At 70.2% G+C, this 19469-nt stretch carries 21 protein-coding genes; 6 read left to right on the top strand and 15 right to left on the bottom strand.

All coding sequences use genetic code 11. The features are described from left to right. Positions 1-108: 108 nt before the first annotated feature. Both H4F99_RS09080 and H4F99_RS09075 read right to left on the bottom strand, forming a co-directional pair. The gene (locus H4F99_RS09080) at positions 109-963 is read right to left on the bottom strand and encodes a hypothetical protein (protein ID WP_182669431.1); all 855 of its coding nucleotides are present in this window, start codon (positions 961-963) and stop codon (positions 109-111) included. A gap of 112 nt (positions 964-1075) precedes the next feature. Beyond that, positions 1076-1810, bottom strand: a complete 735-nt coding sequence (locus H4F99_RS09075; RefSeq protein ID WP_182669430.1) for a hypothetical protein — start codon at positions 1808-1810, stop codon at positions 1076-1078. A gap of 348 nt (positions 1811-2158) precedes the next feature. On the opposite strand from H4F99_RS09075, the gene H4F99_RS09070 reads away from it, so the two are divergent. Further along, positions 2159-2533, top strand: coding sequence for a helix-turn-helix domain-containing protein (locus H4F99_RS09070; protein ID WP_182669429.1), 375 nt, complete (start codon positions 2159-2161; stop codon positions 2531-2533). A gap of 238 nt (positions 2534-2771) precedes the next feature. On the opposite strand, the gene H4F99_RS09065 is transcribed toward H4F99_RS09070, so the two are convergent. Beyond that, positions 2772-3122, bottom strand: a complete 351-nt coding sequence (locus H4F99_RS09065) for a GFA family protein (protein ID WP_182669428.1) — start codon at positions 3120-3122, stop codon at positions 2772-2774. A gap of 104 nt (positions 3123-3226) precedes the next feature. On the opposite strand from H4F99_RS09065, the gene H4F99_RS09060 reads away from it, so the two are divergent. Beyond that, positions 3227-4693 (top strand): DNA recombination protein RmuC, encoded by a 1467-nt coding sequence (locus H4F99_RS09060; protein WP_182669427.1) that lies wholly within the window; start codon positions 3227-3229, stop codon positions 4691-4693. 47 nt (positions 4694-4740) lie between these two features. On the opposite strand, the gene H4F99_RS09055 is transcribed toward H4F99_RS09060, so the two are convergent. The 7 genes from H4F99_RS09055 to H4F99_RS09025 all read right to left on the bottom strand — a co-directional run bounded on the left by H4F99_RS09055 (position 4741) and on the right by H4F99_RS09025 (position 9710). Further along, positions 4741-5109, bottom strand: coding sequence for a hypothetical protein (locus tag H4F99_RS09055; protein ID WP_182669426.1), 369 nt, complete (start codon positions 5107-5109; stop codon positions 4741-4743). Positions 5110-5169: 60 nt separating this feature from the next. Further along, complete coding sequence (locus tag H4F99_RS09050) at positions 5170-6258, bottom strand: MlaA family lipoprotein (RefSeq protein WP_182669425.1); 1089 nt, start codon at positions 6256-6258, stop codon at positions 5170-5172. 36 nt (positions 6259-6294) lie between these two features. Then, a complete protein-coding gene (locus tag H4F99_RS09045) occupies positions 6295-6579 on the bottom strand; it encodes an STAS domain-containing protein (RefSeq protein ID WP_182669424.1) in 285 nt (94 codons plus the stop codon). Next, complete coding sequence (locus tag H4F99_RS09040; protein WP_182669423.1) at positions 6579-7235, bottom strand: MlaC/ttg2D family ABC transporter substrate-binding protein; 657 nt, start codon at positions 7233-7235, stop codon at positions 6579-6581. The genes H4F99_RS09045 and H4F99_RS09040 overlap by 1 nt, the downstream gene beginning before the upstream one ends. A 37-nt stretch (positions 7236-7272) precedes the next feature. Beyond that, positions 7273-7821, bottom strand: a complete 549-nt coding sequence (mlaD, locus tag H4F99_RS09035) for an outer membrane lipid asymmetry maintenance protein MlaD (protein ID WP_182669422.1) — start codon at positions 7819-7821, stop codon at positions 7273-7275. A gap of 354 nt (positions 7822-8175) precedes the next feature. Continuing rightward, a complete protein-coding gene (locus tag H4F99_RS09030) occupies positions 8176-8925 on the bottom strand; it encodes an MlaE family lipid ABC transporter permease subunit (RefSeq protein WP_182669421.1) in 750 nt (249 codons plus the stop codon). After that, positions 8925-9710, bottom strand: a complete 786-nt coding sequence (locus H4F99_RS09025; protein WP_182669420.1) for an ABC transporter ATP-binding protein — start codon at positions 9708-9710, stop codon at positions 8925-8927. Before H4F99_RS09025 ends, H4F99_RS09030 begins: the two co-directional genes overlap by 1 nt. A 182-nt stretch (positions 9711-9892) precedes the next feature. Between H4F99_RS09025 and H4F99_RS09020 the strand changes: the two genes are divergently transcribed. Next, positions 9893-11800 (top strand): DUF885 family protein, encoded by a 1908-nt coding sequence (locus H4F99_RS09020; RefSeq protein ID WP_182669419.1) that lies wholly within the window; start codon positions 9893-9895, stop codon positions 11798-11800. A gap of 228 nt (positions 11801-12028) precedes the next feature. On the opposite strand, the gene H4F99_RS09015 is transcribed toward H4F99_RS09020, so the two are convergent. Then, positions 12029-12454: a hypothetical protein gene (locus tag H4F99_RS09015; protein ID WP_182669418.1), complete on the bottom strand. Its 426-nt coding sequence runs from the start codon at positions 12452-12454 to the stop codon at positions 12029-12031. Between the two features lie 184 nt (positions 12455-12638). On the opposite strand from H4F99_RS09015, the gene H4F99_RS09010 reads away from it, so the two are divergent. Next, positions 12639-13652, top strand: coding sequence for an aldo/keto reductase (locus H4F99_RS09010; protein ID WP_182669417.1), 1014 nt, complete (start codon positions 12639-12641; stop codon positions 13650-13652). Positions 13653-13707: 55 nt separating this feature from the next. Here the strand turns inward: H4F99_RS09010 and H4F99_RS09005 are convergent, their stop codons facing one another. Then, entirely contained in the window at positions 13708-13923 is a 216-nt protein-coding gene (locus H4F99_RS09005) for a hypothetical protein (RefSeq protein WP_182669416.1), read from the bottom strand. 177 nt (positions 13924-14100) lie between these two features. On the opposite strand from H4F99_RS09005, the gene H4F99_RS14495 reads away from it, so the two are divergent. Beyond that, the gene (locus H4F99_RS14495) at positions 14101-14388 is read left to right on the top strand and encodes a BrnT family toxin (RefSeq protein ID WP_182669415.1); all 288 of its coding nucleotides are present in this window, start codon (positions 14101-14103) and stop codon (positions 14386-14388) included. Next, a complete protein-coding gene (locus tag H4F99_RS14490) occupies positions 14385-14612 on the top strand; it encodes a BrnA antitoxin family protein (RefSeq protein ID WP_182669414.1) in 228 nt (75 codons plus the stop codon). Before H4F99_RS14495 ends, H4F99_RS14490 begins: the two co-directional genes overlap by 4 nt. 39 nt (positions 14613-14651) lie before the next feature. Here the strand turns inward: H4F99_RS14490 and H4F99_RS08990 are convergent, their stop codons facing one another. From H4F99_RS08990 to H4F99_RS08980, 3 genes are all read right to left on the bottom strand, one after another. Beyond that, entirely contained in the window at positions 14652-16073 is a 1422-nt protein-coding gene (locus tag H4F99_RS08990) for a carbohydrate-binding protein (protein ID WP_182669413.1), read from the bottom strand. Positions 16074-16646: 573 nt separating this feature from the next. Then, on the bottom strand, positions 16647-17759 hold the full coding sequence (locus tag H4F99_RS08985; RefSeq protein ID WP_182669412.1) for an alpha/beta hydrolase: 1113 nt from the start codon (positions 17757-17759) through the stop codon (positions 16647-16649). A 221-nt stretch (positions 17760-17980) separates the two neighbouring features. Continuing rightward, positions 17981-19469 (bottom strand): AAA family ATPase (locus H4F99_RS08980; RefSeq protein WP_182669411.1); only part of this gene is annotated, 1489 nt, incomplete at its 5' end.

The raw sequence follows: 19469 nt of genomic DNA, 5'->3' as shown, positions 1-19469 counted from the left end.
GCGCGGCCAAACGTCGCTGGCGCCTGTGAGGGGTTGCGGGGGCGTACCCGGTCCTGCAGTGACGGCGTGTTGCAGTACCGGTGCGTGCGGGGGTCCAGTCCGCGCGCGTCAGTAGAACCGGCAGGTCAGCCGGTTGCCGTCCCAGCTGCAGGACATGCGGTTGCTGCGCGTGCCGCTGACGGGGATGCCGTACTGGCTGGCGGTATTCACCCAGTCCTCGATGGTGGACTCCCGGCGGAAGGTGTAGCCACCGATGTAGTTGTCACCGTCATGGATGGCACTTGCGTCGGGCAGCCGGTTGCCGTCCCTGTCGTAGCTCTTGCCGCGCACATAGGCGGCTTCGGTGGTGTGATCGCCTGACATGCTCATGACGGTCCGGCTCCCGTCGTTCCAGACCAGCGTGATCGTGATGCTCTCGAAGCCGACCGCCGCCCCCATGAAGTCGATGCCGAGGGAAATCAGCTCGAAGGCAAGGTCGTTGATCGCGACGGAACTGGTGGTGGCGCCGACGTAGTTCGCGGCCAGTGCGCGCCCAAGGGCGGCCTGGAGGTTCACGTCACCGGCCACCAGCGCGGCATTGGCATTCTCGAAGCCGTCCGGGAACAGATTGGCGTTCCGCCCCGTGCCGTCCTGCCGGATGATGACTTCGGCCCCCGCGGGATTGGGAATGTTGACGACCCGGCCGTACGAGGACGAGACGCTGCCGGGCACCTGGCGCGGCATCGGCATCAGCTGCCCGGTCTCGCGATCGCGTTCGTTCTCGAACGCCCAGAGCTTCTTGTTCCGGAAATCCGGCACGAACACCATGCCGGGACCGCCTTGCCGCGCGGCCTGTTGGGGGGCGGCGCAGTTGTTGCAGACCACGACCCCTGCTGCCTCGGCGGAGATGGGGTTGCCTGCCAGGAGCGCAGCGGCGACCGCGACCTGCAGGATGGGGTGTGTGAAGGGGGACGAATGACGCATGGAAAGCCTCCTGTTCCTTTTGAAGGGCGTGTGGGTGAATCGAAGGGCGTGTGGGTGGAACGCGGGGTGGAACGCAGTGAACGCTGGTCCGGATGACGGGGGCGGCGTCTGCTCAGCCCGGCATGCCGTGACGGCGACCGGTGGGTGGACGACAGGGTTCGAGGGTCGGGGGAACGGCGTGCTTCGCGTGGGGACTGCGCTGCGGCGCGGCGCGTGGGACGGGCAGCAGCGTGGCCCGGGCACTGCGGCCGCGACGGATCGCCATGGGAGAGGTGCTGCCGTCCCGCCAGTGCACGGCGAGGGTGACCTGTGTGATCGCGTGATGGCCGGCGAGCCAGTTGAGCGCCAGCGACTTCAGTGACATCGCCAGGTCGTTCCAGGCCGCGGACGACGTGATGGCGCCGGCATAGGCTGCCGCGAGCGCCTGGCCGAACCGGACCCGCATGCGGTTGTCGGTGGCCACGTCGTGCGCGGTCCAGCCGTCGAAGCCGTCGGGAAACGGGAAGGCATTGCCGCTGGGATCGCCCTGCCGCAGCACGAGGTCGGCCTGGGCACCCGCGGCCGCGGCGAGAGTGAGCGCATGGCTGTGGCGGATCGGGGCGGGAATCGCCGCCGGCAGCGGCAGGTGCTCGCCGGTGCCACGGTCGAATTCGTTGCGGAAGCCCCAGAGCTGGCCACGGCTGAAGTCGGACACGATGACGATCCCGCTGCCACCCTGCCGTGCCGCACGGGTGACCGACGTGCAGTTGTTGCAGACCACCACGCCGCCCGCGGGCACGTCGCCCGAGGCCGCCATGAGGCCCAGGAAGGCCAGCAGGCCGGGAGTGAGATAGGGGCGTTCTCGCATGTTCGAACTCCTTTTCGAGCGGGGTGGGTCTCCGTGGACCGGGTGGCCTCCATCCAGAGGCCCGCGCACCGGCCTCGCGCGCGGTCCCGGCAGGTCGGGGGGCTGTCCCACCCCGCGTGCCGGCATCCGCGGAGCAGGGCGGGGACGGTCAGTCCGGTCGGGTGCCGGCGAAGCGCCAACGGCCAGGGGCACCGCCCGGCGGGGCCGGCGGCGTCGCGACGTGGCGGATGTCGAGCGGTCCGTGCATTGCATCGATTCCCTGAAGCCAAGCCTGATGTTTCCATAAAGAAACATCCAGTGTCAACAAGTAGAAACGACACGCCGTGGCGATGGCCACAGAATCCGGCCATGGAGCACTTCGGCGTGCGGCTGAAACGCTTCCGGGACGATCAGGGCTGGTCCCAGGAGCAACTCGGTTTCGAACTCAACGTTTCCAAGGCCACCGTCTCCAAATGGGAGAGTGGCCAGGCACAGCCGCGCCTGGAGAGCCTCGCCGAGATCCGTGCCCTGCTGGCCCGACACGGGCTCAGCCTGGATACGCTGATCGAAGGACTGGCGGGAGAGGTAACGGGCGCGTCGTCCGCCGGACGCCGTGTCCGCGAGCGGGCCACCCCCTATCCGGCCCACGCCGTCCGCACGGCCGAGGAGGCCCTGCTGCTGGACCGTTTCCGCGCCCTCAAGCCGGCCCGCCGCAAGGGCCTGCTGGCCTTGTTGGGCGACTGACCGTCGCTGCCCGCGCGTGGCCGGCCGGGCGGTTCAACGCGCTGGCTACAGCCCAGGCACATCTTCGCGTCCCGGTCGCGTCAAACCATCCCGTTGAGGGCGAACGCGCGTCCCGCTTCGCGCCGGCTCCCGCTGCAGTGGATGCCATGGACGACCCGCGGCGCGGCGTCGGCGCGGAAGTGGACCTCGTCGCAGGCGCAGGGGCCGGCAAGCGGGCGGGCCCGCGTGCCGCCGGGGTTCACAAGGCGGCGCCGTCGTAGTGGTGGACCTTCAGTGCCTCGAGGTCGACGCCATCCACGCAACGCAGGTTGATCGCGGCCATCTCACGCCCATCCGGTCCCGTGCCATGGCCGAACGCGTGGATGCCGCACGCAGGACAGAACGTGTGGTGGATCACGTGCTTGTTGAACGTGTAGTCCTTCAGCTTCGCTTCGCCCGCGGTGACGCGCAGCGCCTCGCGCGGCACGAACCACAGCAGCGCCCCCTTGCGCCGGCAGATCGAGCAGTTGCAGGCCATGCCCGCGTCGATCGTGCCCTCCACCTCGAACGTCACGTCGCCGCAGTGGCAGCTGCCGGTATGCGTCGCCATCCTCGGACTCCTTCCTCGTTGGGGTCTGCAGACCATACGCCTCGTGCCGGCGGGATCACAGGGGCCGTCGCAGCCCGTGCGATGGCGGCCGTTACACTGGGCGCATGCCCGACCTCCACGCCCTCGTGCTGATCCTGCTGGTGGCCGTCGCCGCCGCCATTGTCCTGTTGCTGGTGCTGTTGCGCCGCCGCCCGGACACCGCCGGCGATGGCGAGCGCCAACGCCTGCACGCGGAGCTGCAGGAGGAACGCAGCGCCCGGCACGCGCTGGCCGCGGACGTCGCCCGCCTGCAGGAACGCCTTCAGGCCCGCGACGCCGAACTGCAGCCGCTGCAGGCCCGCCTGGATGAGTCACACGCACGCATCGCCGCGCTCCAGGACGAAGCCCGGCAGCTGCGCGAGGCGCGCGCCGCGCTCGACAGCGAGCTGTCCGCGGCCCGCGCCCACCTTGAACACCGCGAGCGTGCGCATGCACAAATGCAGGCGTTCCTGGACCAGGCCCAGCAGAAACTGTCCGCCGCCTTCAGCGAACTGGCCGGCAAGACCTTCGCCGATACGGTGAAGACCAGTGCCGAGCGCTCGCGCAGCGACATCGAAGTGCTGCTCAAGCCCTTCGCCGAGCGCATCGGCGAGTTCCGCAAGCGGGTCGACGTGCTGTACGCCGAGGAGGCGAAGGAACGTGCCGCGCTCGCGGGCGCCGTCAACGAGCTGAAGTCGCTCAACCAGGACATGGCCGAGCGTGCCCACGAGCTGACCCGCGCCCTGCGCGGCAACGCGCGGGTGCGCGGCGACTGGGGCGAACTGATGCTCGAGAGCGTGCTGCGCGGCTCCGGCCTGGAGGAAGGCGAGCACTACGAGCGCCAGCACAGCACCAGCGACGAGGACGGCCGCACCCTGCGTCCGGACATCGTGGTCCGCCTGCCCGACGAGCGTCGCATCGTCGTGGACAGCAAGGTCAACCTGATCGCCTGGCAGGACGCGATGAACGCCGAGGCGCCGGAGGTCCAGCAGGAGGCGCTGCGTCGCCATGCCGTGGCGCTCCGGCAGCACGTCAAGGACCTGGCCGAGCGCGACTACCCGAGGGCGCTGGGCGAGGACACGCTGGAGGTGACGGTGCTGTTCGTGCCGATCGAAGGCGCGCTGTCGGCGGCGCTGGGGGCGGACGGCGAGCTGCAGGCCTATGCGTTCGACCGGCGCGTGGTATTGGCCTCGCCCAATACCCTGATGGCGGTGCTGCGCGTGGTCGACCGGTTGTGGACGCGCGACCGCATCCAGAAGCAGGCGATGCAGATCAGCCGCAGCGGTGGCCTGCTGATCGATGCGCTGAACGGTTTCCTGGCGGACTTCGACAAGGTCGACGAGCGCCTGAAGCAGGCACGCGACAGCTACGACAGCGCTCGCCGACGCCTGCACGAATCGCCGCAGTCGGTGCTGGAACGCGCGCGCCGGCTGGAGGCGATGGGTGCACGCGGTCGCAAGGCGCTGCCTGCCGCGGCCGACACCGGTGCCGGCGGCGCGTCGGGTCTCGTCGCACCGGACGAAGCCGAGCCGGACCAAGCCGAGCCGGACTGAACGCTACGGCGCAGAACCGCGCGCTGCGGGCCTGCGCCCGGGGGACCTCAGCCTGCCGCGCAGGTCTCCGGCAGGGTGTCGGAGAGGCGGTCCGCGGCAGTGGCGCGCAGCTTCTGCGGATAACCGACCGCGTCACTGGGTTCCAGCACGCCGCTGACCTCGGCATACACGCCCTGGTTGGGCAGGCCCACCGCCATCGACTTGGCGGTCGAGCGCGTGCGCAACGGCTCCAGCGCGTCCTCGTCGCCCACCACCCAGAGCGCGGTGGCATTGCCGCACGGCCGCAGCACGTGCGAACCGTCCATGTAGACGTACTGGCCACGCACCGTCGTCGTCGGAGCGGGCGGCGTCGTGGCGCAGGCGGTGGTGGTCGCGGCAAGGCCGGCGACGAGCAACAGCGGGCGGGCGGCGTTCATGAGCATCATCCAGGTCCTTCTAGGCAGGGTGGGGGCCAATCCGGGTGCCACCTTAGCAGCTCAACCGCCTACGTCGGGTGGCAGCACCGGCATCGCATCGATGGGGACGGTGGGGTTGTTCTCCTCGCGCAGGTATTCCGGCAGCGAGTCGTCCTCCTCCAGCGTGCGGTCGCCGAAGATCTGGTAGTTGCGGCGCTGCAGCCAGGCATCGCGCACCAGGCTGTAATCGTCGGCCGCGCCTTCGCGCAGGCTGTCGGTCGCCAGCAACTGCGTGCGTACGTCGACCAGTTGCAGGCCCTGCAGCGGGATCCGCACCGCGTCTTCCTCGACCTGGCGCAGCGGGCTCAGCGGTGCGTCGGCGGCCATGCCCAGGCTGTCGCGCAGCGTGCGTGGACCGAACAGCGGAAGTTCGACATAGCGCGAGCGTTCCCAGCCCCATACGCCGAGGGTCTGGCCGAAGTCCTCGCGGCGATTGGGCAGCTTGGCGTCGCTGGCGGGATCGAAGATGCCGCCGATGCCCAGCGTGGAGTTGAGCAGGAAACGGCTGAAGGTCTGGCCCGCCTGCCGGGGCTTGCCCTGCAACAGCGCATTCACCGCCGAAACGGGCTGGCCGAGGTTGTTGAAGAAGTTGCTGATGCCCAGCCGCAGCGGACGCGGCACGACCTTCACGTAGCCCCGGGCCAGCGGCTGGGCGATATGGCGGTCGACTGCATTGTTGAAGCGGTGCATCGGCCGGTTGAAGCGCTCCCACGGGTCGTAGGCCGCGGTCATTTCCGCGGGGGCCGGCAGGGTCGGGTCGGCGACCGGGTCGTAGGGGCTGCCGTAGATCGCCTGGTAGTCGAGTTCGGCCTGGGTGGGCGCGTCCGGGGCGTCGGCGGGATCCACCGCATCCGGCCCCTCGGGCGGCAGCGGTGTCTCAGGCGGTGTGCTGGGGCGCGCGGTGGGCGGGGCGTCGCCCGCGGCTTCGTTCCAGCAACGCTGGAAGGCCTCCTGCGCGTTGCCGGCCGCCTCCATGCACTGCTGGAAGGCGATCTGCTGGCGGGCCGACGCCGGCGGCAGGACGATCTGCGCGCTGGCCGCCGTGGCGGCCAGCGTCAGCAGCAGGCCCGCCAGCAGGCGGGCGGTGGGGTGCGAGCGGGGGATTCGCATGGGGGCAGTCTAACGGTCCGTGTCGGGGGCCGGGGCTCAGCCGGCGTAACGCAGCGTCGCGCGGTCCAGGCGATAGGCGTTGCAGAGCGGCGCGTAGCCCTCGGGTTCGCCGTCGATCGCCGTTGCGGAGGCGTGGCCCGCGAGCTCGGCGAGCAGGGCCAGGCCGGCACTGTCGATCCGCTCGACACCTTGCAGGTCGAAGCGGTCGGCGCCCTCGGCCAGCGGCCGTGCGCGCGCCCACAGCGTGGCGCAGACATCGCGCAGCAGCGCACCCTCGAACACGAGGCGCGCCCCGTCGCGACGGACGCCGGCCCCGGCCATCAGCGTCCGGCGCCCGGGCTCAGCGTGCCGGCGCGCAGGTCGGCGGCGACCTGCGGGATCGACTTCTGCCGCAGCGGCGCGTCGAACTGGTTGCGGAAGGTCTGGATGAAGCTCACGCCTTCGACCATCACGTCGAACAGCTTCCACTGCCCGCCGCTCTGGCGCATCAGGTAGTCGACCGGGATCGGTTCGCCGGCCGGCCGCACGTACTCGCTGGACACCTTGACGATGGCACCGCCGCGGATCGGGGTCTCGGACTTCACGCGCACCTGCAGGCGGGTGTTGAAGTCGAGCAGGGAACTGCCGTAGCGCTGCATCAGGCTGTCGGCGAGGGCGTCGGCGAACAGCTTCACGTCGGCGTCGGAGGCGCCGCGGCCATGCGTGCCCAGCACCAGGCGCGCCGCATAGTCGCGGTCGAACACAGTGTCGAACTCGCTCTTCATGAAGTCGCGCAGCTTGCTGCGGTCGGCGGTGAATTCGGCGCGGCGGGCCTCGAGCGTGTTGAGGATGCGGGTGCTGTTGTCAAGCACCAGCTTGCTGGGCGAATTGGCCGGCGCCTGCGATACCGCGGTCGCCTGGGCGAGCACGGCGGTGGGGGCGGCGAAGGCCAGCGCGGTGGCCAGCAACAGCGGAAGGGGACGGGCAAGGCGGGTCATGGGCGGCTCCTGTGGGGAGGGCTCGTGCGGGAAAGGGTCACTTCAGGTAGTCGGGGACGTCGTCGTCGCCCGCATCGGCGGGCGTGGCGTTCCCTTCACCCGTGGCGGCATCATTGCCGGCGCCGGCCGCACCGCCGCTGAACATGTACTTGCCGACCATCTGGATGATGTCGACCGAGGACTGGGTCAGGAAGATCTCGTCGCCGTCCTTGAGCGGGTCGGGGTCGCCGCCGGGCGCGAGGCCGATGTAGCTTTCGCCGAGCAGGCCGCTGGTCAGGATGGCGGCGCTGGTGTCGGCGGGGAGGTCGTCGTAGCGGCTGTCGATGGCGAGGGTGACGACGGAGTCGAGCTTCACCGGATCGAGCCCGATGTCGGCCACCTTGCCGATGGCGACGCCACCGACCTTGACCGGGGCGTTGGGGCGCAGCGGGCCGAGGTTGGTGAAGCGGGCGGTGACTTCATAGGTGTCGCCGCCGAAGCCGAAGCGGCCGTTGGTGGAGGCGAGGGCGAGCACCAGCAGCGAGGCCAGGGCCAGCAGGAGGAAGGCACCGACGGCGAACTCGATGCGGGGGGCGCGGGTGCTCATTTCAATTCACCTTGTGGATGCGGGTTGACGCGGCCGGGCTTGGCTCTGCACGACACGCCGTAGATACCTCCTTGTAGGCTCGAATGCGGCATCCATGCCGCATACGGTCGTGCAAAGCCAAGCCCGGCCGCGTCCTGATGCTTGGCGAAGCGCGCAATGCGGTCGACGCGGGGGCAGAGCGAAACTCTGGTAGGTGGGGTGGGCTGTGCCGTGACAGGACCGTGTGCGGCATGGATGCCGCACCCGAGCCTACATGGACGTATTCACGGCGAGTCCTGGCATGGCATGGCCCGCCCCGCCAGCCGACAAGGCACCAGAATTCTTTTCCCACGTTTCCATTAGCCGGGCGCATGTTCACTGGAACAGCAGCGCCGACATGACGAAGTTGAACATCAGCACCAGCAGCGAGGCGTTGACCACCGCGCGGGTGGTGGCCACCGAGGTGCCCTCGATGGTCGGCTCCGCGTGGAATCCGACGAAGGCGGCGACCAGCGAGGCGATCGCGCCGAACACGCCGGCCTTGGCGAAAGCCATGCCGAAATCCTTGCCGAAGTCGACGCTGTCCTTCAGCACCTGCCAGAACACGCCGCCGTCGATGCCGATCACGTGGACCGCCTCGAAATAGCTGGCGGTGATCGCGAAGCTGCAGAAGAAGCCGGTCAGCAGCGGCACGCACAGGACCGCCGCCCAGAACCGCGGCGCGACCGCCTTGCCGACCGGGTCGATCGCCATCAGGCCGAGCGCGGTGATCTGGTCGGTCGCGCGCATCAGGCCCAGTTCGGCGGCGATCGAGCTGCCGGCGCGGCCGATGAACAGCAGGGCGGTCAGCACCGGGCCCAGTTCGCGGTACAGGCCCAGGCCGAGCATGGCGCTGACCTGGTTGGCCGCGCCGTAGGTGTCGAGGGCCCGCCAGCCCAGAAGGGTCACGGAAAGTCCAACGAACGCGCCGCCAACGGCGATGATCGGCAGCGAACGTGCGCCGATTTTGTAGATTTCGCGCACCAGTTCGCGGAAAAAGTCCGCGGTCGGCTTGGAGGCGCGCAGGACCGCCAGAGAGAACAGGCCGGCGCGGCCCACGGCGCGGGTGGCGTCGATGAAGGGCATCAGGCGGCCTCCGTCCGGGGGGCGGCGTCGAAGCCGATGGGGCCGTCGGGCTGGCCGTCGAGGAACTGCCGGACCAGCGGGTCGGTAGTGGCCTGAAGCGCCTCCGGCGTGCCGGAGAACACGATGCCGCCATTGGCGATCACCAGCGCGTGGTCGGCCACTGGCAGGGTCTCGTGGACGTGGTGGGTCACCACGATGCTGGTCAGCCCCAGGGTGTCGTTGAGCCGGCGCACGAGGGCCATGACCACGCCGCTGGCGATCGGATCGAGGCCAGTCAGCGGCTCGTCGTAGATCATCAGCGGCGGGTCCAGCGCCAGCGCGCGGGCCAGCGCGACGCGGCGGGCCATGCCGCCGGACAGCTCGCGCGGATAGGCGTCGCGGGCGGCGCGCAGGCCGACGGCGTGCAGTTTCATGTCGACCAGGCGCTCGATCACCGGCTTCGGCAGCCGCGTGTGCGCGCGCAGCGGCAGCCCGACGTTCTCGGCGGCGCTGAGGTCGGTCAGCAGGCCGTTGCCCTGCAGCAGCACGCCGATGCCCTTGCGCAGCTCCAGAAGTTCGCGATGGCGGGTCGGGATCGGCCGGCCGAACACCTCGACGGTGCCGGCGGCGGCGTCCAGCTCGCCGGTCAGCGCCGCCAGCAGGGTGGACTTGCCGCTGCCCGAGGGGCCGAGCACCGCCACCACCTGGCCCGGCGACACCGACAGGTCCAGCCCACGCAGGATCGTGCGCCCGCCACGGTCGAGGCGGACGTCCTGCAGGCGGACGATGGGGGCGGGCTGGGTCATGGCGGCTTGGGAGCGGGACGACCGCCGAGCATGGCGGCGCGGAGCTGAACGAAGGATGTCATGGATTGTGGCAGGCGCGGCCGCCACCCGCATGCGTCATGCCGGTGACATGACGATCCACAGGGGGCGCCCCGGTGTCGGACACGCCAGAATGGGCGACGACCCGACACCGGAGCTTCCCCGTGCGCGCACTGCCCCTCCGTACCACCCTTGCCGTTGCCCTGGCCCTCGGGCTGGCGGCCTGCAACCCCTCGCCGTCCACGCAGGGTGCCGATGCACCGGCCGCGACGGCCGCCCCGGCCAGCGCCGAGGAGATCGCCGCCGAGTCGCAGCGCCTCAACGCCTGGTTCGACGAGCAGTACGAAGCGCAACTGCAATTCAGCCCGATCCAGCTGACCTTCCAGGGCCGCAAGGACCTGTACGACCAGATCGACGACCTGTCCGAAGCCGGCGCGCGCAAGCAGGTCGAGTGGCTGGCCGCCTCGGTCGCGCAGATGGAATCGCAGTTCGACTACGACAAGCTCGACGACGAGACGAAGCTGTCCTGGGACCTGTGGAAGCACCAGTCCGAGGAGGCGACCGCCGGCCTGCCCTTCCTCGGCAACGGCTACGCCTTCGACCAGATGAACGGTGCACAGAACATCGTTCCGATGTTCCTGATCAACTTCCACAAGGTCGACGACGAGTCCGACTACCTCGCCTACGTCAGCCGCCTGCAGAAGTCCGCGACCGCCTTCGACCAACTGCTGGAGCGTGCGCGCGCCGCGACCGCCAACGGCGTGCGCCCGCCGAAGTTCGCCTATGAAGGTGTCATCGACCAGTCGAAGAAGGTGATCGCCGGCGCACCGTTCACCGACGGCCCCGACAGCGCCCTGTGGGCCGACGCGCAGGCCAAGGCCGACGCACTGGCCGAGGCCGGCACGGTCACCGCCGAGCGCGCCGCCGAACTGAAGGACCAGGCCCGCACCGCCCTGCTGGAGTCGATCAAGCCCGCCTACGAGCGCGTCATCGCCTTCGCCGAGGAGGAGCTGCCCCAGGCCGCCGACAATGCCACCGGCGTCGGCAGCACCCAGTCCAACGGCGCCGCGTACTACGCCTACCAGCTCAGGCAGAACACCACCACCGCCATGAGCGCCGAGGAGATCCACCAGCTCGGCCTGTCCGAAGTCGCGCGCCTGCGCGGCGAGTTCGAGGCCCTGCAGCAGCAGATCGGCGTCGAGGGCGACCTGCAGGCCTTCTTCGCCCATGTCCAGGCCGACAAGGCGCGGCTGTTCCCCAACACCGACGAAGGCCGCCAGGCCTACATCGACGAGGCCACCCGCGTCATCGACAACATCAAGCAGCACCTGCCGGAGTACTTCGGCCTGCTGCCCAAGGCCGACCTGGAGGTCAAGCGCGTGGAGCCGTTCCGCGAGCAGGACGGCGCCGCCCAGCACTACTACCCGGCGACGCCGGACGGTTCGCGCCCGGGCATCTACTACGCGCACCTGTCCGACATGAACGCCATGCCGAAGACCGAGCTGGAGGTGATCGCGTACCACGAGGGCCTGCCGGGCCACCACATGCAGATCTCCATCGCGCAGGAGCTGACCGGCATCCCGAAGTTCCGCACCCAGTACGGCACCACCGTCTACTCCGAAGGCTGGGGCCTGTATTCGGAGTGGCTGGCCAAGGAGATGCCGGGGACCTACCAGGACCCGTACTCGGAGTACGGCCGCCTGACCTCGGAGATGTGGCGCGCCATCCGCCTGGTGGTCGACACCGGCCTGCACGCGCAGGGCTGGACCGAGCAGCAGGCGATCGATTACTTCCGTGCCAACAGCTCGATCCCGGAAGCCGCGATCCAGTCCGAGGTGCGCCGCTACCTGGTCAACCCAGGCCAGGCGACCGCGTACAAGGTCGGCATGATCCGCATCCAGCAGCTGCGCCGGCAGGCCGAAGAGGCGCTGGGCGAGGGCTTCGACATCCGCGGCTTCCACGACGCCGTGCTCGGCGGTGGCGCGATGCCGCTGGACCTGCTGGAGAAGCGCGTCCAGCACTGGGTCGATGCCGAGAAGGCCAAGGCCGGCAGCACGGCCGAAGCCGCCTGAGGCCAGTCGCCGCGGGCTTCAACAGGGAAGGGCCGGATGATCTCCGGCCCTTCTTCTTTCCATATAGCGAGGAAGGAGGAGCCCCGGGGATTGGCGTGACACGCCGTAAACCCATCCATGGGGGCTCGGGCGCGGCATCCATGCCGCGCACGGTCACGCCAATCCCCGGGGCTCCCCCTTCTGGTCAGCCACCCGGCCCTTGAAAGAACAGGCCGTCGAACGGGCCGACTACCCGCGCCGCGGCCCGAACCGCCCGGCGATCCAGTGGCCGAGCCAGGCCATCGGCAGGTAGGCCAGCAGCAGGTCGAGGGCGATGAACCAGGCCGGGGCCGGGATCATGGTCGCTGCGGCGATTCCGCCGGCCAGGAAGAACACACCGACCACGGCGGCCATCACGCCCTTGCGGCGGGCGGCGACGGCACTGGCGATCGTCGCGCCGACCAGGGTACCCAGCGCATGGGCGAGGAAGGGCACGAGGAAGTGCTTCGGCTCAAACAGGTGCATGCCCTGCGCCAGGCTGTCAGGGTCCATGACGTCGACCCCGGCCGGCGGTGGCACCAGCATCGGGCCGAAGCTGATGATCGCCATGTTGACGGCGCTGCCGACGACCAGGCCCAGCACGACGCCGAGCACGTTGCGGACGATGGGATGCATGGCCTTCCTCCCCGAATTGGACGGTGACCGGCGACCCCCGCCGGCGTCGGGTCGAGCCTAGGCCCGTGGCGGGCGCACGGCAAGGCGTGCCGAGCGGGCCCCGCAACACAGCGTGCCGCCGCCGGGGTGGCGCCGGCAGGGCGGCAGGCGGACACTGCCAGTCCCCCTCCCCCAAGGCCTCGCCATGTCCCTGAAATCCCTGCTCCCCGGCAAGCTCGGCTTCGGCACCGCGCCGCTGGGCAACATGTTCCGCGACATTCCCGAGGTCGAGGCCCTCGCCACCGTCGAGGCGGCCTGGGACGACGGCATCCGCTACTTCGACAACGCCCCGTTCTATGGCGCCGGCCTCGCCGAGTTGCGCATGGGCGAGGCGCTCGCCGGCAAGCCGCGCGATGCCTACGTCATCAGCACCAAGGTCGGCCGGCTGGTGCTGGACGAGCACGAAGACCCCGCCGCGCGCGACCAGGGCGAGAAGGGCGGCGTGTTCCTGCACGGCCGCCGCAACCGCGTGGTCAACGACTACTCCGAGGACGCCACCCTGCGTTCCATCGAGGACAGCCTGAAGCGCCTGCGCACCGACCGCATCGAGATCGCCTGGGTGCACGACGTCGCCCAGGACTTCTACGGCGACGAATGGCTGGGCGTGTTCGAAAGCGCGCGCAAAGGCGCCTTCAAGGCGCTTGACCGCCTGCGCGACGAAGGCGTGATCCAGGCCTGGGGCTTGGGCGTCAACCGCGTCGAGCCGATCGAGCTGCTGCTCGAGCTCGAAGGCCCGCGGCCGGACGGCTTCCTGCTCGCCGGCCGCTACACCCTGCTCGACCATGCGCGCGCGCTGCAGCGGGTGATGCCGAAGGTGGCCGAGCGCGGCCTCGGGATCGTCGTCGGCGGGCCCTACAGCTCCGGCGCGCTGGTCGGCGGCCCGAACTTCGAATACGCCCCGGCGACCCCGGCGATCCTCGACAAGGTCGCGCGGATCAAGGCGATCGCCGACCGCCACGGCATCAGCATGAAGGCCGCGGGGCTTCAGTTTGCGTTGGCCAACCCGGCCGTGGCTGCGGTGATTCCCGGCGCGAGCAAGCCCTCGCGGATCGCCGAAGACCGCGCCGCGCTGGACGAGGCCGTGCCGGCCGGCTTCTGGCAGGACCTGCGCAGTGCCGACCTGGTGGCGCCCGACGCGCCCCTGCCCGGCGGCGCGTGAGGCGCGCCCGCGCGTGACGCAAAACGGGTCGGCGCGAAGACGCCGGCCTGCGAGCTCAGCCGGCGACCGCCGGCCGGCCACCCAGCATGCGTGCAGGCAGCATCAGCACCGCATGCAGGAAGGCGAACAGCGCCGAGAAAGTGATCCCGACCAGCCGGAACGGCAACAGCAGGAGCCACACCAGCGGGTAGAGCACCAGTACCAGCAGCGCCAGCGGCCAGCACAGCACGAACAGCACGCACCAAGCGACCAGGGCGAACAGCGTGTTCATCGACATCCTCCACGGGGAACGGGCGCGGGGGCACGAAACCCCGCGCCTCCACCCTGCGGGTGACCAGACGGGGCGGCAAGAGGGCATGCGACGGACCGGGGTGGGGGGCGATGAAACGGGGAATGAAAGGCGCCGACCCGCGCTTGCAGACGGTTGCTCGGTCCATACAATGTATGGATGATCACGTTTGAATGGAATCAGACGAAGGCCGCGTCGAATCTCAGGAAGCATGGCGTCTCATTCGAGGAGGCACAGACCGTCTTCCGCGACGAGTTCGCCGTCCAGTTCTTCGACGGAGACGACGACTCGGGAGAGGACCGCTTCCTGATGCTCGGCATGAGCCGCGACGCGAACCTGCTCCTCGTGTGTCACTGCGAACGCAGCAGTGGCGACGTCATCCGCATCATCTCGGCACGGAAAGCCACGCGGCGGGAAAGCACCCACTACGGGCAGACATCACCATGAAAGCCGAATACGACCTCTCCAGCCTGAAGTCCCGAAAGAATCCCTACGCCGCGAAGCTCAAGAAGCCGGTGTCCATGCGCCTGTCGGAAGACGTGGTCGAATACTTCAAGGGCATGGCCGGCGAAGCTGGCGTTCCCTACCAGAGCCTCATCGACCTGTACCTGCGCGACTGCATGGTGAACCACCGGAAGATCCGGATCACCTGGCCCAGCGACCGGGCCTGAGCCCACCCCCGCGGGCCCTCCCTGGCCCGCGGGTGCCGTTCAGAGCCGGGTGATCCGCAGCCAGTTGAGGTTCCATCCGCCCTGCGACGCGTACAGGCCGAGGTCGTGGGTGCCGGCGGGCACGGTCACCGTGTGCGACACCGTGGTCCAGTTCTGCCATCCGCCGGTGGCCGGGACGGCGCGGCTGCCGAGCACGACGCCGCCGGCGTTGAGGTCCAGCCACAGGCTCCCGCCGGACGGGCTGGCCACGCGGTATTCGACCCGATACGTGCCGCTGGCCGGGAAGCTCACGCCGCCCCAGGACAGCCAGTCACCGGTATCGATCCAGCCGACGTTGAGTCCGCCTTCGGAACAGGCTTCGGTCTGCACCCCCTGCTGCGCGCTGAAACTCTCCGCCTCGATCGTCCGCGACCAGCCCTGGGTGAAGGGCGCGATGACCACCGAGGACGCCCGGTCGTTGAAACCGTCCGCGACCAGGCAGGCGGTGTCGGCGGTCCTGGATACGCTCGCGCCGTTGAAGTGGTCGTCCGCGAACAGCGTGGCCTGGTGGCCGGGCGTGACCCGCAGCGACGAGATCGCATCGTTGCCGATGCCGCGCGCCTGCAGCTGCGCCAGCGTGTAATTGCCGACCGGCAACGACACCCCCTGGCCGCCGAAGTTGCAGTGCTCGTGCACCGACGCCACCCCCGGCGTGCCGCCGCCGGCCGAGTACACCCTCACGTAGTCGACGAGCATCTTCGCCGGCAGCCGGCTCTCGTCCACGTTGAAGCCCGGCCAGTTGCCGCCGATCGCGAAGTTCAGCAGCAGGAAGTGGTCGGCGTGGAACTCCTCGGTGCCGTTGACGCCGCCCTGGATGCTGGCCTCGTGGAACTTGTCGCCGTCGACGTACCAGCGGATCGCGTTGGCGTCCCACTCCACCGAATAGACGTGCCAGTCCTGCACGCTGACGTCGGTGTGCCCGCTGTACTGCGCGTAGGTGCCGGTGTGGTCGCGCCAGTGGATCGTGCCGTAGCTGCGGTCCTCGTTGTTGACGTGCTCCATCACGTCGATCTCGCCGGACGCGGGCCAGCCGACCTGCGGCAGGTTCGCCCCCAGCATCCAGAACGCCGGCCACGCGCCCATGAACGAGGGCAGCTTCATCCGCGCCTCGATGCGGCCGTAGCGGAACGTCCTGCGCCCCTGCGTCTTCATCCGCGCCGAGGTGTAGCGGAATCCGCCCATGTCCTCGCGGCGGGCGGTGATCGCCAGGGCGTTGTTCTCGATGCCGGCGTTCTCGCGCCGGTAGTACTGCAGCTCGTTGTTGCCCCAGCCGCCGCTGCCGTTGCCGGTCTCGAACACCCAGTCCGGCCCGATCGCGCCGTTGAACTCGTCGCTCCAGACCAGTTGCCAGTCCTGCGCCAGCGCGCCGCCGGAGGCCAGGGATGCGAGCAGGAATGCCATGCACTGCTTTCGGAACTTCATGTTGCCGTCCTCCTTCCTTTGGATGGGATCGTGCATTTCGATAGGGATGCGGCGCCTGCACGGGGCGGTGGGGGCGCATCGATGACAACGCTATCATCCGGACCCCGTCACAGTGCCTGCCGGGGGTCACATCCCGCGCGTGAAGGCCGCCCACCGGTCGCCGGGCGGCCTTCCGGCCCTGTCCGGCGGGCCCCACGGGCCTTTTTGCCGACTTCGCGCAGCAAAAAGCCGAGTCGATGGTGAAAAACCCGCCACCGTTGGACAAAGTTTCACCATCGATGGACAAAATATCGCCACCGGTGGAGCAAAAAGCCGGCCCGCTGGACAAAACATCAGCAGCGCCGGAGCAAAAAGGCGACCCGGTGGACAAAAGATCACCGGCGACGGCTCAGAAAGCCGACCGGGTGGACAAAAGACCGCCACTGACCGGGCCCGGCGGCGAGCGGGGGGACGCACCCCCGCCGCGGGCGGGGCGGAAAGGCGCCCGGCCGAGGCCTCCTCCTTTATTTCGCCCCCAAGGGCACCGGACACCGGCATTGCCGGAGGTCAGCGGTGGGCAGCAAGGTCACACCCTCACCGCCCCAGCCGGTGCAGGTTGCGCGAGGGGTCGTAGGCCATCGCGGCTTCGGCGTTGAGGCCGTTGAAGGCGTCGAGGAAGAAGCGCCGCACCGGCGGGTGCTTGAGCGCGTTGCCCTCGAAATAGGCATGCGAGTCGGCGACCCGGGGTTCGCCGGTGAAGTCGACGTAGACGACGCGGCGGGCGCTGAGTTCGTAGGGGTAGTGGCCGAGGCGGGCCTTCTGGTGCTCGCCCATCTTCATCCGCGAGGCCTTCAGCGCCGAGTCGTTCTCGTTGAGGGTGACGTAGATGCGGTTGCGGTAGGGCATGCGGTCCAGCCAGTGGGCGTGGTCTTCGTTGTTGGTGTCGGCGGCGACCAGCACGACGTTGTCGAAGATCAGCTCCTTCCAGCGGTACACGGTGGACATCAGCAGGTGCTTGAACAGGTAGGTGCCCATGCTGTGGGTCATCAGGGTGAGCTTGAACGGGCAGGCCTTCTGCGACTGGCGGGTGAAATGGCGGTCCCACTTCTCGGCGTCGTCGGGGTACAGGCGCCAGGCCTCGGCCTCGATCCGGGCGACGTTGGCGCGGTGGGCTTCGTCCATGTAGTGCTTGATGCGGCCGAAACAGCGGTCGAGCGCGCCGACCGACGCCAGTGCGTCGCGCTTGTCGGACTTGTAGCTGAGGGTGCCGCGGACGCCGCCGCCGCCGTTCGCCGGCCACGAGTACACCAGCACTTCGACGCCGTAGGCCTTCTCCAGCCGCTCGGCGCGGTCCAGCGCCGCGGCGACGTCATTGTTGAAGCCGTGGATGAAGAACAGGAAGTTGCGCCTGGCGACGGTGCCGTTCGCGTCGATGGAGCGGTTGATGCGTTCGAGGATCTTCGAAGCGACGTAGCGGCTGGAGGGAACCGGCTCGCCGGTGCCGGGCACGGTCAGGCTGTCGAGGCCGATCTCGCGCGCCATCGCCGGGGTCATCAGGTCGGGCAGCACCTGCACGTGCCAGCCGCGGCCCTTGCGGGTGGCCTCGGCCAGCCGGAGTTCGTTGGGGCCCTTGGGGTTGGGCGTGTCGCCGAGTGCGCCGGGGTCGTTGCGGCTTTCGTCGACGTCGCGGTTGGTGACGATGAACATCGGTGGCTCCTTGCGCGGGGGAAAACCGGGGTCGAAAACCGGGGTCAGAGTCGACTTTTCCCCCGGGGAACACCCGCAGCCGGGGCATCTCCAGGGAAAGTCGACTCTGACCCCGGTTTTCCGCAGCCGGGGCATCTCCAGGAAAAGTCGACTCTGACCCCGGTTTTCCCGGGTCTTTCGGAGCGAACGAAGGCCGGCCGGGCGGGGGGCCAGCGGTGCGGTCAGTCGCGCGCGCCGGCCCCCAGCCGCCAGTCCAGGCCCGAGACCCGGCTGACGTGGCGGGCGAGGGCGGCGCGGAGGACGTCGGCGGTCGCGGCGAGGTGCAGGCGGCGCTTGGCGCGGGTCAGGCCGGTGTAGACCAGTTCACGCGAGAGCACGCGGCTGTCGCCGGCGGGCAGCTGCAGCCAGACCTCGTCGAACTCACTGCCCTGCGCCTTGTGCACGGTCATCGCGAAGGCGCTTTCGTGGGCAGGCAGGGCGGCGGGGTGGAAGGGGCGCGGCGGCGCCGGGCCGCCGTCGGCGTCGGCGGCGTGGCCCGGGAACCAGGCGGTCAGGGCGCCGCTGCCGTCGGCGAGGCAGACGCCGATGTCGCCGTTGAACAGGCCGTGGCGGTAGCTGTTCTCGGTGACCAGCAGCGGCTGGCCGTGGAAGTGCCGGCGGCCGTCGCGGCGGGTGCCGCCGCCGCTGCCGGCCTCGGCGAGCAGGGCTTCGATGCGGGCGTTGAGGGTCAGGGCACCGGCGGGACCGTCGCGCAGGGCGGTGAGCAGGCGCAGGCGGCCGGCAATCGCGAGGGCGTCGGCGGGGCCGTCGGCGTCGGCGAGGGCGCGGGCGTGGGCGAGCAGGCGCTCGCGGTGGACGGCCAGCGGGTCGGGCTGGCCTTCGTGGAAGTCGATGCCGGCGAGGCCGCCGCCGCGCAGCAGGGCGAGGGCGCGGCCGGTGTCGCCGGCGCGGACGGCGTCGGCCAGCGGCGCGAGTTGCAGGCTGTCGTGCTGGCGGTAGCCGCGTTGCAGGTGGACGCGGGCGCCGGGGAAGCCGGGCGCGGGCGGATGGGCCACTGCGGCCACCGGTTCGGGCGCGGGGGCCGGCGGCGCGAACAGGTCGCCGCTGTGGCCCGGAACCGGATCGGCGGCGGCCTCGGGGCCGGGACCGGGACCGGGCATGCCACGGCCGAGCAGCGGGCGCAGGGCGTCGGTGTCGTCGGCCGCCAGCGCCTCGCCGTCGCCGGCGGCGCGCAGGATCCCGCCGAGCACGTCGCCGGCTTCGACCGAGGGCAGCTGGTCGGGGTCGCCGAGCAGGACCAGGCGGGCGCCGTCGGCCACCGCGTCGACCAGCTTGGCCATCAGCGGCAGGTCGATCATCGAGGCTTCGTCGACCACCACCAGGTCGAAGGGCAGCGGATTGTCGGCGTGGTGGCGGAAGCGCGGGCTGTCGGGCAGCGGGCCGAGCAGGCGGTGCAGGGTGGTGCCGGTGAGCGGCAGGCGTTCGAGCAGGGCGGGGTCGATGCCGTCGTCGGCGAGCCGCGCGCGGGCGGCGTGCAGGCTGCCGGCCATGCGTTCGGCGGCGCGGCCGGTGGGGGCGGCCAGGGCAATGCGCGGCGCCGGCCGGCCTTCGCCGTCGGCCTGGGCGGCGAGCAGCACCAGCAGGCGGGCGATGGTGGTGGTCTTGCCGGTGCCGGGGCCGCCGGTGACCAGCAGCAGGGCGTGGCGCAGG

It is taken from the genome of Marilutibacter penaei (assembly GCF_014145395.1).
Classification (GTDB): Bacteria; Pseudomonadota; Gammaproteobacteria; order Xanthomonadales; family Xanthomonadaceae; genus Marilutibacter; species Marilutibacter penaei.
The sequence above is the reverse complement of the archived record's forward strand: the minus strand, read 5'-3'. Positions and strand labels throughout refer to the sequence as shown.

Coding starts and splice junctions, on each gene's coding strand:
- H4F99_RS09080 (WP_182669431.1), bottom strand. CDS start 963: ATGCGTCATTCGTCCCCCTTCACACACCCCATCCTGCAGGTCGCGGTC.
- H4F99_RS09075 (WP_182669430.1), bottom strand. CDS start 1,810: ATGCGAGAACGCCCCTATCTCACTCCCGGCCTGCTGGCCTTCCTGGGC.
- H4F99_RS09070 (WP_182669429.1), top strand. CDS start 2,159: ATGGAGCACTTCGGCGTGCGGCTGAAACGCTTCCGGGACGATCAGGGC.
- H4F99_RS09065 (WP_182669428.1), bottom strand. CDS start 3,122: ATGGCGACGCATACCGGCAGCTGCCACTGCGGCGACGTGACGTTCGAG.
- H4F99_RS09060 (WP_182669427.1), top strand. CDS start 3,227: ATGCCCGACCTCCACGCCCTCGTGCTGATCCTGCTGGTGGCCGTCGCC.
- H4F99_RS09055 (WP_182669426.1), bottom strand. CDS start 5,109: ATGAACGCCGCCCGCCCGCTGTTGCTCGTCGCCGGCCTTGCCGCGACC.
- H4F99_RS09050 (WP_182669425.1), bottom strand. CDS start 6,258: ATGCGAATCCCCCGCTCGCACCCCACCGCCCGCCTGCTGGCGGGCCTG.
- H4F99_RS09045 (WP_182669424.1), bottom strand. CDS start 6,579: ATGGCCGGGGCCGGCGTCCGTCGCGACGGGGCGCGCCTCGTGTTCGAG.
- H4F99_RS09040 (WP_182669423.1), bottom strand. CDS start 7,235: ATGACCCGCCTTGCCCGTCCCCTTCCGCTGTTGCTGGCCACCGCGCTG.
- mlaD (WP_182669422.1), bottom strand. CDS start 7,821: ATGAGCACCCGCGCCCCCCGCATCGAGTTCGCCGTCGGTGCCTTCCTC.
- H4F99_RS09030 (WP_182669421.1), bottom strand. CDS start 8,925: ATGCCCTTCATCGACGCCACCCGCGCCGTGGGCCGCGCCGGCCTGTTC.
- H4F99_RS09025 (WP_182669420.1), bottom strand. CDS start 9,710: ATGACCCAGCCCGCCCCCATCGTCCGCCTGCAGGACGTCCGCCTCGAC.
- H4F99_RS09015 (WP_182669418.1), bottom strand. CDS start 12,454: ATGCATCCCATCGTCCGCAACGTGCTCGGCGTCGTGCTGGGCCTGGTC.
- H4F99_RS09010 (WP_182669417.1), top strand. CDS start 12,639: ATGTCCCTGAAATCCCTGCTCCCCGGCAAGCTCGGCTTCGGCACCGCG.
- H4F99_RS09005 (WP_182669416.1), bottom strand. CDS start 13,923: ATGAACACGCTGTTCGCCCTGGTCGCTTGGTGCGTGCTGTTCGTGCTG.
- H4F99_RS14495 (WP_182669415.1), top strand. CDS start 14,101: ATGATCACGTTTGAATGGAATCAGACGAAGGCCGCGTCGAATCTCAGG.
- H4F99_RS14490 (WP_182669414.1), top strand. CDS start 14,385: ATGAAAGCCGAATACGACCTCTCCAGCCTGAAGTCCCGAAAGAATCCC.
- H4F99_RS08990 (WP_182669413.1), bottom strand. CDS start 16,073: ATGAAGTTCCGAAAGCAGTGCATGGCATTCCTGCTCGCATCCCTGGCC.
- H4F99_RS08985 (WP_182669412.1), bottom strand. CDS start 17,759: ATGTTCATCGTCACCAACCGCGACGTCGACGAAAGCCGCAACGACCCC.